This is a genomic window from Nocardia paucivorans NBRC 100373, assembly GCF_000308675.1.
Classification (GTDB): Bacteria; Actinomycetota; Actinomycetes; order Mycobacteriales; family Mycobacteriaceae; genus Nocardia; species Nocardia paucivorans.
This window is the reverse complement of the sequence record NZ_BAGE01000018.1, coordinates 267,150-277,267: the sequence shown is the minus strand read 5'-3', so window position 1 is coordinate 277,267 and position 10,118 is coordinate 267,150. Positions and strand designations below refer to the sequence as shown.

Sequence of the window (10,118 nt, the reverse complement as noted above, 5' to 3'; positions counted from 1 at the left end):
GTCAGCTCACCACCGGTTCACCGGGAAGCACCCGGATACCACCGACCCCGGCTCCCCCACGCGACGACATTCCGTCAATCACCACACCACAGCACGAACTCACCAACCGGAATCGGAAACCTCGGAAGCCCGGTCGGATTTGCGCTGGTGATCGTATTCCTCGACGTCGGTGAAGGTCATCGCCGCCTCTTCCGCCGCCGACTCCTCCGCGGCGTCGAACGCGGCACGTTCGGCCGAACCGGGTGCGGCGGTGGAGACCTCCGGTTCCTCCGGCATCCGGAATTCGGGTATGCCCTCGAGGATATCCGACAGTTTCGGTCGGGCCGCCCGCTCGGCCAACAGCGGCTGCGCCAATTCGTTTGCCCGGCGGGTGACCTCCTCGGACGCTTTCTGCGCGGCCTCGGTCACCGCCGCCGCGATCTCTTCGTAGCTCAATTCGTCGATATCATCGGCGAATTTGGTTTCGATTACCGTGTTGTTGGCATTCACGGTGACGGTGACCCGTTTGTCCCGCACCGATACGGTCGCGGTCAACCGGGCGCGCTGCTGTTGCAGCTGCGCGACCAGTTGCATCTGCCGCTGAAAACTCTCCATGGCCGCCGCGGCCGCGTCGGAATACTGTGCGGACATCGGCTCAGTCCGCCCACCGGAAGTTGCCGGCGGAGGCCTGCTCGGCTCCGTTCAACAACGGCTGGGCACCCAATGCACCACCGACGCCCTGACCGTAGTTGTCGAACGAGGTGGACAGGTTCTCGCTGTTCGTGACCGCCGAGGTGACCTTCTTTCGGAATCCTTTTTCCCCGTCGGTGAACTGATGACCGAAATGATCGTCACCGCACGCCGTGGTCATATGGCCCATGAGGCTCCTGGTGCGGGCGGCGATACCCTCGAAATCGTCGCGAAGCTCTTCGAGGACGGTCATCGCGTCTTTCAGACCACCGTCCTCATCCGCGTTGACCTCTACATTTTCCGGCATGATCGCACCGAGCCCTTCCTGGTGTGTCCTCGAACGGTCCCCATCACGCCCGCGCTCCCTGACGTTCCTGGAAGCGCTGCTCGAATTCCTTCACGAATGTGGTCGGGGCAATCGACGAGGACGAGTGCTCCAGCACACCGTCGTCTGCGATATAGAAGATGGCTCGACCGATCGCGATCTCCCCGCGCGGCACCGGAACATAAACCATCCAACCGCAGCTGAACCGGTCGGCGACGAGCTGATCCAACGGGTATCCGGTGGTGTCCAGCCCGCGGCCCTCGATGTAACTGCGCACGCGGAAGATGGCCTCTTCCTCCGGCATCTGCTGCGGCAGCGATGCGGTGACACCGGCCAATGTCAGCTGATACATCGCCCCATCGATATCGAACCGACCGTCGTCGCCGAACAGGTTCACCACGGTCTCCCGGGTGACCACACCGACCTCCGCGGCCGACACCAAAGCCGCCGCGGCGGAACGCTGTTCGGCGCTCGGCGGCTGGGCTACCAACCCGGCGACGATACCGACCACGGTGTTCGCGGTCCATACGCCGGGCACGGCGGTGGCGCATTCCTCCGCCGAGGGGGACTCACCGCGATACCAGCGCCCCCCGTCCCACCAGTAGACGAACGACATCAATCCGGTGGCGGCGCGCGGGTTCAGCACCGGGTTGGCCACCCAGTCGGGCGCGCCCGCAAAGAACTTCGGCATCGGGGCCCCCGCGTTGTACGTGGCATCCAGATTCGGGGCCTCCCAGACCCCACCGGACAGCACGGCGCGACCGTTGGGCAACGAATACAGCGTGGCGCCACCGCGCCGTGAACTCTCGAACCAACCCATCGACGGCAGTATCCGTGGGCCCCAATCGGATCCGGCGGCCACGAACGCGGCGGAGATACACGCCCATCGCGCCCACATCTCCGGAAAATCGGGAAACTCGTTCTCCGCCAATACCGGCCATACCTTCGCCGCCCGGTCGGCCCGGGCCGCCGCGGCGGCCTCCTGCGGAGTCCGCGTCTGCCGATTGCCGTGGCCGATGTATGCCGCCAACCACACCGGCAGCGTCTCGCGCGGGTACTCCGCCAGGTCGGCACCATAGGCCTCCGGATCGAACAGCTGCCCTTCCGGGAACGGTTCGTCACCGAAGTCGTAGTCGACCTCGAATTCACCCTCGGAGCTCAACCGCACCAGCAGCCGCCACCACGGCTCCCCGTCCAGCTCCGCGACCAAGGCCCGGTGCTCACGCACCCGCTCCAACACCGGCGCGGGCGGCTCGGCCCGCATGGAGCGCTCGCCGTCGGTGTACACGACCTCGGCGACCCCTGTCGTCGTGGTCAGTGCGAACACCGCGTCCAACTGCTTCCAACCGGACGGACCGACCTCGCCCAGAGCGTCGGCGATCTCCCGCGCCAACACCCGGTCCCGACTTTCCGCGGCGTCGCCTTCCTCGACGGGGTCGCTCGGCTCCGCGGTGCCGTCCGGCGTCAGACTGAAACCGACATCCGGCACATCATTGTTCTCGTCGGTGCCGCCGGGGTTCTCTTTGTTCTGGTCGCTCACAGTCCGTTCCCGCCGATCATCATCGTGCCTACCCGGACATACTGACACAATCGCGCGATCCGATCGCCGGACGGCGAAATCCGACCGGATGTGCGCCCGAGGTTCCGCGCGGCCGTTCTCCGCGACGGATCGACGGCGCCCGGCAGACCGATGAAATCGAGATCACCATCGTTCGGCATGACGGGCCCTCATTTCCTCCTGGCTCATATCCGCGTTTCGTGCCTACACCCGAGACGTATTCGGTGGCTTCGCTCGAATTCGCCGAACATCATGGACCTGAGCCGGCGCGCACTCGTCCATAGTCTGACATGGCGCACTTTCAACCGAGCTTCCATTGATGGGAAGAATTCGGGACTCATCCAGCGGGTTCGACGCGAAACTCGGATGGCGGCGGCCGAGAACAATCGGCTCCGACGAATACGAGGACACCCCGCCCGGCATGATCTGGGTGTGCGAGTGCTACTACAACGAGTCACGTCCGCCCGGGTGGTGGTCGGCGACGAAGTCGTCGGCCGGATCGATCCCACCGAGCACCGTGTTCCTCACGGGTTGGTGGCATTGGTCGGGGTCACCCATGGTGATACCGAAGCCGACGCCCGCGCCCTCGCCGACAAGGTGTGGCGCCTACGCATCCTCGACGAACAACGCAGCGCCGCCGATCTGGGCGCACCGATCCTGGTGGTCAGCCAGTTCACCCTCTACGCCGATACCCGCAAGGGCAGGCGTCCGTCCTGGTCCGCGGCCGCACCGGGACCGGTGGCCGAACCACTGGTCGACACCTTCACCGAGGTCTTGCGCGAGCTCGGCGCACCGGTCGCCACCGGACGTTTCGGCGCGCATATGCGGGTCGAGCTGACCAATGACGGGCCGGTCACCCTGCTGTTGGAGTCGTGACCGTCGTGCGGCCCGAGCCGCTATCGGGCTACTCGGGCCGCACGGTGAGAATTCGTGGACCGTCCTCGGTCACCGCGACGGTGTGCTCCCAATGGGCCGCGCGGGAACCATCCACCGTCACCACGGTCCAGTCGTCGTCGAGCACTTTGGTCTCGCTGGTGCCGAGGGTGAGCATCGGTTCGATGGCCAGCACCGAGCCGACCACCAATCGGGGCCCGCGCCCCGGGTGTCCCTCGTTCGGCAGGAAGGGATCGAGGTGCATCTCCCGGCCGATACCGTGCCCACCGTAACCGTCGACGATGCCGTAGGCGCGGTCGTGTTCCCGTTCCGCCGCGCGGGTGCCCAACTCGATGGCATGCGAGACATCGGTGAGCCGATTGTCCGGCACCATGGCCGCTATACCGGCCTCCATCGCCTGCTCGGTGGCCACGCTGAGCAGGCGATCCGCCTCGATGAGGGTTCCCACGCCGAACGTCCAGGCCGAATCACCGTGCCAGCCGTCGAGGATGGCACCGCAGTCGATGGACACCAGATCCCCTTCGGCGAGGACCTCGGCGGCCGACGGGATGCCGTGCACGACGCGGTCGTTGACCGAGGCGCAGATGGAGGCGGGAAACCCGTGATAACCCTTGAAGGAGGGCACCGCCCCGGCATCGCGAATGACCTGCTCGGCGACCTCGTCGAGTTCCAGGGTCGACACCCCGGGCGCCGCGGCCTTACGCACCTCGACCAAGGCGCGACCCACGATCGCCCCGGCGGCCGCCATGGCGTCCAACTCACCGGGGGTGCGGAACGGCACCACCTTCTTGCCCTTGCGGCCGAAAACCATGGGGGATCAGTTCTCCATAACCGGCTCGGTGACGGCGGACCGCACTACCGCGAAGCTCCGCTGCTCGGACAGTTCAACGCGGACAGCGCGCGCTCGTTGACCTCTTCCACCTCGCCGACCCCGTCGACAGTGACGACCAGGCCGTCGTAGTAGTCCAGCAGCGGCGCGGTCTCGGTGTGGTAGACCCGCAGCCGGTTGCGGATGACCTCTTCGTTGTCATCGGCGCGGCCACGCGACAGCATCCGCGCCACCACGGTGTCCTCGGCGACGTCGAAGCTCAGCACCGCGTCCAGTTTGGTGTCCATCTCGCCCAGCATCTTCGCCAGGGCATCGGCCTGGTCGACGGTGCGCGGGTAACCGTCCAGCACGAAACCGTTGGCGGCGTCCGGCTCGGCTATCCGGGCCTCGACCATTCGGTTGGTCACATCGCTGGGCACCAGATCGCCGGCGTCCAGGTACTTCTTCGCCTCCAGACCCAGCGGGGTCTGCTGGCCGATGTTCGCCCGAAAAAGATCCCCCGTCGAGATGTGCGGTACCCCCAGTTTCTCCGACAGCAGGACGGCCTGAGTGCCTTTGCCCGCTCCCGGCGGTCCTAGCAGTACAACTCTCACTTGAGGAACCCTTCGTAATTTCGATTCATCAGTTGGCTTTCGATCTGCTTCACGGTGTCCAATCCGACACTCACGATGATCAGTACCGCGGCACCGCCGAACACCATGCTCTGCGTACCGCCCGTGGAGCCGATATCGAGGAACACACTCGGCAGGACGGCCACCGCGCCGAGGTAGATCGAGCCGGGGAGGGTGATCCGACTCAGTACGTAGCTCAGATGATCGGCGGTCGGTTTACCAGGGCGATAACCCGGGATGAAACCGCCGAACTTCTTCATCTCGTCGGCCCGCTCCTCCGGGTTGAAGGTGATGGCGACGTAGAAGTAGGTGAAGAACACGATCAGACCGAAGTAGATCGCGATATACACCGGGTTGGTGGGGTTGACCAGATACTTCTGGATTATCTCCTGCCACCAGCTCGGATCGGGGTCGTTGCTGGAACCGACCAACTGCACCAGCAGGTTCGGCAGATACAGCAGCGAGGAGGCGAAGATCACCGGGATCACACCGGCCTGGTTGACCTTCAACGGCAGATAGGTCGACGAACCGCCGTACATCTTGCGGCCGACCACCCGCTTGGCATATTGCACCGGGATCCGGCGCTGCCCCTGTTCGACGAAGATCACCGCCACGATGACCGCCAGCGCGGCCACGCAGACCACCCCGAACACCAGACCACCGCGGCTGTCCAGGATCATATTGCCCTCACTGATGACGCGGGCTGCGATACCGGAGAAGATCAGCAGCGACATACCGTTGCCGATCCCGCGTTCGGTGATCTGCTCACCGAACCACATGACCAGGGCGGCGCCCGCGGTCATCACGACCACGATGATGATCATCCCGAAGATGCTCGTATCCGCGAGGATGTCCTGCTGACAGCCCTGTAGCAACTGTCCGCGAGCGGCCAGTGCGACCAGACCCGTGGCCTGCAGAATCGCCAAGGCGACCGCCAGGTAGCGGGTGTACTGCGTCATCTTGGTCTGGCCGGTCTGGCCTTCCTTCTTCAGCTCCTCGAACCGAGGGATGACGACGGTCAGCAGCTGGATGATGATGCTCGCGGTGATATAGGGCATGATGCCGATCGCGAAGACCGACAACTGCAGAAGCGCGCCACCGGAGAACAGGTTGATCAGCTGGTAGATACCGGCGTTCTCACCACCGGAAACCAGGTCGACGCATTCCTGGACCGCCTGATAATCCACCCCGGGCGAGGGCAGCGATGCACCGGCGCGGTACAACGCGACCAGGCCCAGCGTGAAGAGAATCTTCCGCCGCAAATCCGGAGTCCGGAAGGCCGATACGAAGGCGGAAAGCACAGATCCTCCTGGCGAACGACATGGTCATGCCATGGAATTATTCAGCGGTGTCCCGGTGGAGATCGCCGAACCCACGACTGGTCTTGGCAGACAACACTTGAACTCTAACAGTGGCACCGGACGAGCCTTCACTCGTCCGGTGCCGCTGTACCGAATTTGCGACCGCGCTGCCCCTCGTGACCCCGTATGCTACCGCCTTCGGGGCCCACACAGCCGCTGGGTGAACTCTTACGTCAGACCAGCTCGGTGGCGGTGCCACCGGCCGCGGCGATCTTCTCCTTGGCGGAGCCGGAGAACTTGTCCGCGCTGACCTGGACGGCGACGGAGATCTCGCCCTCGCCCAGTACCTTCACCGGCTGGTTCTTGCGGACCGCGCCCGCCGCCACCAGCTCGGCCTTGCCGACGGTACCGCCCTCGGGGAACAGCCGGGCGATCGTGCCGACATTCACAACCTGGTATTCCACCCGGAACGGGTTGTTGAACCCCTTGAGTTTGGGCAGCCGCATGTGGATGGGCATCTGCCCACCCTCGAAGGCGGCCGGCACGTTCTTACGCGCCTTGGTGCCCTTGGTACCGCGGCCCGCGGTCTTGCCCTTGGAGCCCTCACCACGGCCGACGCGGGTGCGGTCGGTCTTGGATCCGGGAGCCGGACGCAGGTGGTGCAGTTTGATAACGCTCATGTCAGACCTCCTCAACGGTCACGAGGTGGCGCACGGCATTGATCAGACCGCGGTTTTCCGGGGTGTCCGGCCGGATCACCGATTTGCGGATACCCCGCAGACCGAGGGTCCGGAGGCTATCGCGCTGGTTCTGCTTGGCGCCGATCGAACTCTTGATCTGGGTCACCTTGAGATCTGCCATTGTCAGACTCCTTGTCCGGCACGGGCGCGCAGCATACCCGCGGGAGCGACGTCCTCGAGCGGCAGACCACGACGGGCCGCGACCTCTTCCGGACGCTGCAGCTGCTTGAGCGCGGCAACGGTCGCATGGACGACGTTGATCGCGTTGTCGCTACCGAGCGACTTGGCCAGGATGTCATGGATGCCCGCACACTCCAGCACGGCGCGCGCGGCACCACCGGCGATCACACCGGTACCCGGGGAGGCCGGGCGCAGCATGACCACACCGGCCGCTGCCTCGCCCTGCACCGGGTGGGTGATGGTGGAGCCGATCATCGGGACGCGGAAGAAGCCCTTGCGCGCTTCCTCGACACCCTTCTGGATGGCCGCGGGAACTTCCTTGGCCTTGCCGTAGCCCACGCCGACCAGACCGTTCCCGTCGCCGACGATCACCAGGGCGGTGAAGCTGAAGCGCCGACCACCCTTGACGACCTTCGATACACGGTTGATCGCGACGACCCGCTCGAGCTGATTCTTCTCGGCCGCGCTGTCGCGACGGTCACCGCCACGGCGGTCGTCACGACCCCGCCGCTCGCGACCGCCCTCGGGGGCGCTCCCGTTCTGTCCGGCGGGTCCGCTTCCGCCGTCACGCCGCTGACGTCCCGGCATCAGACGTTCCTTCCGTTCGTTGACAGCAGATCGCTGGTCAGCTGTGTCTTCCGAATGCTTGGCATTAGAACTTCAACCCGCCTTCCCGCGCGGCATCGGCCAGCGCCGCGATACGGCCGTGGTAGTCGTGGCCACCGCGGTCGAACACCACGGCCTCCACACCGGCGGCCTTGGCGCGCTCGGCGATCAGTTCGCCGACCTTCTTGCCCTTGGCGGTCTTGTCGCCCTCCAGCGCCCGCACATCGGCCTCGATGGTGGAAGCGGCGGCGAGGGTACGGCCGGCCGAATCGTCCACCAACTGGACGTGGAGGTGGCGCGAGGAGCGGTGCACCACCAGACGGGGCCGCTCGCTGGTGCCCTGGATCTTCTTGCGCAGACGGAGATGGCGGCGCGCCTTCGACAGGCGCCGCCGGGTCGATACGTCCTTGCCCAGCGGAATGCGCTTGGCCTGCTTCTTCTCCTGGCCGGCAGTCGTCTTCGCTGTCGTCTTCGCCATGATCACTTACCCGTCTTTCCGACCTTGCGGCGCACGACCTCGCCGGCGTAGCGGATGCCCTTGCCCTTGTACGGATCGGGCTTGCGCAGACCGTGAATGACCGCCGAAACCTGGCCGACCTTCTGCTTGTCGATCCCGGACACGGAGAACTTGGTGGGCGATTCCACCGCGAAGGTGATGCCCTCGGGCGCCTCGATCGGCACCGGGTGGCTGTAACCGAGGGCGAACTCGAGGTCCTTGCCCTTCTGTTGCACGCGGTAACCGACGCCGAAGATCTCCATCTTCTTCTCGTAGCCCTGCGTGACCCCGGTGATCATATTGGCGATCAGGGTCCGGGTCAGGCCGTGCAGCGAACGGCTGCGCCGCTCGTCGTCCGGGCGGGTGACGACGATCGCGCCGTCGTCGTTCCTGCTCACGGTGATCGGCTCCGCCACGGTCAGCGACAGCTGACCCTTGGGGCCCTTCACCGCGATGTCCTGCCCGTTGAGGGTCACCTCGACACCCGAGGGGACCGGAACCGGATGCTTACCGATACGCGACATGGTCCGTACCTCCCTTACCAGACGTAGGCGAGGACTTCCCCGCCCACACCCTGCTGAGCCGCCTGACGGTCGGTGAGCAGGCCGGTCGACGTGGAGATGATCGCCACGCCGAGGCCGCCCAGGACCTTGGGCAGGTTGGTGGATTTCGCGTACACGCGCAGACCCGGCTTGGAGACGCGGCGCAGGCCCTGCAGGCTGCGCTCCCGGCTGGGGCCGTACTTGAGATCCACGACCAGGGTCTTGCCCACGGTCGCGTCCTCGATGCGGTAATCGGCGATGTAACCCTCGCGCTTCAAGATCTCGGCGATATTCGCCTTGAGCTTCGAATGCGGAGCCTTCACCTGATCGTGGTACGCCGAGTTGGCGTTGCGCAGACGCGTCAGGAAGTCTGCGATTGGATCGGTCATGGTCATGGTTCGACCTCGACACCTTTCTCGCTGCGGTTCCCATGCAGCACCGGACGCGCAGATGCGCGGCCGATCGTGGGCCTTCAGCAATTCGGCTGGTCCGGCCGGCAGTTACCGACCGGATGAGTTCGTCGTCGCTCTCGGACGCCCGTACGTGGCCGTACACGGACACAGGGGTGCCCGAGCAACCGGTCCAGTGTAGGCAATGGCGCGGTGGGGACAAAATCGGGCCCGACTTTTCCGAAACCGTTTCGGCATGGTCCGGGTTCGGTACCGGTCGAGCGGGTATGGCGGCGATATGAACAAGCGCGGCGAAACGAATATGCAAACGAATATGCATTCGCATATACATTCGAATATGCATTCGAGTATGCGTTCGAGCATGCATCGACTTCTGCGCGCGGCCGAGGAGAACACCGCCGCGGATCGGCCGGCCGCGGCATTGTCCGCCGGAATCGGCCGCATCCTGGGCCACGGCCGCATCGCGAGATGGCTGCGGGGCTCGTGGTTGGGTCATCCGGTGCATCCCCTGCTCGTCACCATGCCGATCGGCGCTTGGACGAGCGCGGCCGTCCTGCGCGCGACCGGCCACTACGAGTCCGCGCAGCGTCTCGTCCTCATCGGCCTATGGGCCACCGCCCCTACCGTGGTCACCGGTCTGGCCGAGGTTCCCGGTCTGAATCGGCGACAGCGGCGAGTGGCGCTCGTCCACTCCGCCGCCAATACCGTGGGCAGTGTCCTGTTCCTCGGGGCCTATCTGCGCCGGGGCCGTCCACTCGACGCCACGATCCTGGGCGCGGCAGGATTGGCGACGGTGAGCGCCGGCGGGGCTCTCGGCGGGCATCTCTCCTACGCGCTCGGCGCCGGGGTACACCGATGGCAGAACCGCACCGGAACACCCAAGGCCGATATCACCGCTGTCCGCACCGCCACGCAGGACGAGATCCGAATCGGCTACTGAGGGCGAATCGGCTACCG

Annotated in this window: 14 protein-coding genes; 2 read left to right on the top strand and 12 right to left on the bottom strand. The window is 65.5% G+C overall.

The features are described 5' to 3' along the window. Positions 1–99 precede the first annotated feature (99 nt). From ON32_RS03705 to ON32_RS03695, 3 genes are read right to left on the bottom strand one after another with little or no spacing between them, the layout of a single operon-like run. Positions 100–630 carry a YbaB/EbfC family nucleoid-associated protein gene (locus ON32_RS03705; protein ID WP_040788661.1) on the bottom strand — a complete coding sequence of 177 codons (531 nt, stop codon included), beginning with the start codon at positions 628–630 and terminating at the stop codon, positions 100–102. 4 nt (positions 631–634) lie between these two features. Beyond that, entirely contained in the window at positions 635–976 is a 342-nt protein-coding gene (locus ON32_RS03700) for a hypothetical protein (protein WP_040788660.1), read from the bottom strand. A gap of 43 nt (positions 977–1,019) precedes the next feature. Beyond that, positions 1,020–2,534, bottom strand: a complete 1,515-nt coding sequence (locus tag ON32_RS03695; RefSeq protein ID WP_245550780.1) for a hypothetical protein — start codon at positions 2,532–2,534, stop codon at positions 1,020–1,022. Positions 2,535–2,984: 450 nt separating this feature from the next. Here ON32_RS03695 and dtd point away from each other — a divergent pair, with 450 nt between their 5' ends. Beyond that, a complete protein-coding gene (gene dtd, locus ON32_RS03685; protein ID WP_040788850.1) occupies positions 2,985–3,428 on the top strand; it encodes a D-aminoacyl-tRNA deacylase in 444 nt (147 codons plus the stop codon). 28 nt (positions 3,429–3,456) lie between these two features. Here dtd and map read toward each other — a convergent pair whose 3' ends face one another. The 9 genes from map to rpsH all read right to left on the bottom strand — a co-directional run bounded on the left by map (position 3,457) and on the right by rpsH (position 9,146). Beyond that, positions 3,457–4,257: a type I methionyl aminopeptidase gene (gene map / locus ON32_RS03680; protein WP_040788658.1), complete on the bottom strand. Its 801-nt coding sequence runs from the start codon at positions 4,255–4,257 to the stop codon at positions 3,457–3,459. A 44-nt stretch (positions 4,258–4,301) separates the two neighbouring features. Beyond that, the gene (locus tag ON32_RS03675; RefSeq protein WP_040788657.1) at positions 4,302–4,868 is read right to left on the bottom strand and encodes an adenylate kinase; all 567 of its coding nucleotides are present in this window, start codon (positions 4,866–4,868) and stop codon (positions 4,302–4,304) included. Beyond that, the gene (secY, locus tag ON32_RS03670) at positions 4,865–6,187 is read right to left on the bottom strand and encodes a preprotein translocase subunit SecY (protein ID WP_040788656.1); all 1,323 of its coding nucleotides are present in this window, start codon (positions 6,185–6,187) and stop codon (positions 4,865–4,867) included. Before secY ends, ON32_RS03675 begins: the two co-directional genes overlap by 4 nt. Before the next feature lie 233 nt (positions 6,188–6,420). Then, a complete protein-coding gene (gene rplO, locus ON32_RS03665; protein ID WP_040788655.1) occupies positions 6,421–6,867 on the bottom strand; it encodes a 50S ribosomal protein L15 in 447 nt (148 codons plus the stop codon). Position 6,868: 1 nt separating this feature from the next. Further along, positions 6,869–7,048: a 50S ribosomal protein L30 gene (gene rpmD, locus ON32_RS03660; RefSeq protein WP_040788654.1), complete on the bottom strand. Its 180-nt coding sequence runs from the start codon at positions 7,046–7,048 to the stop codon at positions 6,869–6,871. A gap of 2 nt (positions 7,049–7,050) precedes the next feature. Next, complete coding sequence (gene rpsE / locus ON32_RS03655; RefSeq protein ID WP_040788653.1) at positions 7,051–7,695, bottom strand: 30S ribosomal protein S5; 645 nt, start codon at positions 7,693–7,695, stop codon at positions 7,051–7,053. A gap of 64 nt (positions 7,696–7,759) precedes the next feature. Continuing rightward, positions 7,760–8,191 carry a 50S ribosomal protein L18 gene (gene rplR / locus ON32_RS03650; RefSeq protein ID WP_051132815.1) on the bottom strand — a complete coding sequence of 144 codons (432 nt, stop codon included), beginning with the start codon at positions 8,189–8,191 and terminating at the stop codon, positions 7,760–7,762. A gap of 2 nt (positions 8,192–8,193) precedes the next feature. Beyond that, positions 8,194–8,733 carry a 50S ribosomal protein L6 gene (gene rplF, locus ON32_RS03645; protein ID WP_040788652.1) on the bottom strand — a complete coding sequence of 180 codons (540 nt, stop codon included), beginning with the start codon at positions 8,731–8,733 and terminating at the stop codon, positions 8,194–8,196. A gap of 14 nt (positions 8,734–8,747) precedes the next feature. Beyond that, positions 8,748–9,146 (bottom strand): 30S ribosomal protein S8, encoded by a 399-nt coding sequence (rpsH, locus tag ON32_RS03640; protein ID WP_040788651.1) that lies wholly within the window; start codon positions 9,144–9,146, stop codon positions 8,748–8,750. 376 nt (positions 9,147–9,522) lie between these two features. Here rpsH and ON32_RS03635 point away from each other — a divergent pair, with 376 nt between their 5' ends. Then, positions 9,523–10,101 carry a DUF2231 domain-containing protein gene (locus tag ON32_RS03635; RefSeq protein ID WP_051132848.1) on the top strand — a complete coding sequence of 193 codons (579 nt, stop codon included), beginning with the start codon at positions 9,523–9,525 and terminating at the stop codon, positions 10,099–10,101. Positions 10,102–10,118 lie beyond the last annotated feature (17 nt).